Origin of the sequence: Polaribacter sp. 11A2H (assembly GCF_011379025.1) — a bacterium.
Classification (GTDB): Bacteria; Bacteroidota; Bacteroidia; order Flavobacteriales; family Flavobacteriaceae; genus Polaribacter.
This window is the reverse complement of sequence record NZ_WTLD01000040.1, coordinates 1-1,266: the sequence shown is the minus strand read 5'-3', so window position 1 is coordinate 1,266 and position 1,266 is coordinate 1. Positions and strand designations below refer to the sequence as shown.

The following is a 1,266-nucleotide window of genomic DNA, read 5'->3' as shown; positions in this document are numbered from 1 at the left end:
AACGTTTATGTGTATGGTTTGTTGCGTTTAAATATGCGAGCATTTTCCCCAATAAACCAACGATAATAAATAATAAACCAACTTTAAATTAAGCGAAAAATAGCAATAAATTATACACGGTGTTACAACCAGTTATATTATTTTTTTCCTTTTTTTGTTTTTTCAACTAACTTGTCAAAATCTGATTCATATTCTTTATCTTGTATTACTCTAAATTTATTAAACTCATCTTCAGCAAACTTTTTCGCCACCACTGCTCTGACTTTTCCAGCGTCTTTTAAAATATTATATTCATTAAATATCAAGAATGCATCCAATTTACGAATCCAGTCTTTCATTGTCATTGTTATACCTTTTTCAGCTTGATTTTCAGCGTAATCAAGGTACATAGTTACTATTCTATTTAATTCAGATATTTCTTCTTTCTTTAAATAGTTTTTAGCTACTCCAACATCTGCTTTTAAAATTTTGCCTCCTTTTTTTTCGTTTTTCCAGCTTGTTAAACCCATATTTGGCTTTTCAGAACTTGCTCTCAGTTTAATTAATTCAGAGGCAGTATGTTTTGTAATAGCAAATTCTAATTTATTTTGAACTGTAGCAAAAAACTTTTTTGTTATTGTTGATTTAGTTTCATAATCTACTGATGTTGAGTATATGTCAGTAATTTTTTGATAAAACCTCCTTTCAGATGCACGTATTTCTCTAATACGCTCAATTAACTCATCAAAGTAATCTTTATCAAATAAGTTTTTTCCTTGTTTTAATCTCTCGTCATCTAACGAAAAACCTTTTACTAAATACTCCTTTAGAACACTTGTAGCCCAAATCCTAAATAATGTTGCTTTATTTGAATTAACTCTATATCCTACTGAAATTATTGCGTCTAAATTATAAAATTCAATATTTCTCTGAACATTTCTATTTCCTTCTTTTTGAACTGTCAAAATTTCTTTGACAGTTGCGAATTTATTTAGTTCAGATTCTTTATAAATATTGTTTAAATGGTAGCTAATAACTTGTTTTGTTGTGTCAAATATTTCTGCCATACCTAATTGACTAACCCAAACAGTATCTTCCCCAAGAATAACTCTAATATTAGTTACTCCACTATCGGAAGTGTAAAACATAAATTTTGATTGTTCCTCTAAACTACTCATTGTTTTAATTTTACTCAAATGTAAATAAAATAATCAATTTATTTTGTAAGTTTTTTTTAAGAATCGGTAGCTCACGAAAGTAGCACGTTATTGGTTGTAACGTTGTTGT

1 protein-coding gene is annotated in these 1,266 nt (G+C 28.0%); it reads right to left on the bottom strand.

Annotated features, from left to right (window positions below):
- Positions 1-137: 137 nt before the first annotated feature.
- A complete protein-coding gene (locus tag GQS58_RS16810; RefSeq protein WP_166388045.1) occupies positions 138-1,157 on the bottom strand; it encodes a virulence RhuM family protein in 1,020 nt (339 codons plus the stop codon).
- Positions 1,158-1,266 lie beyond the last annotated feature (109 nt).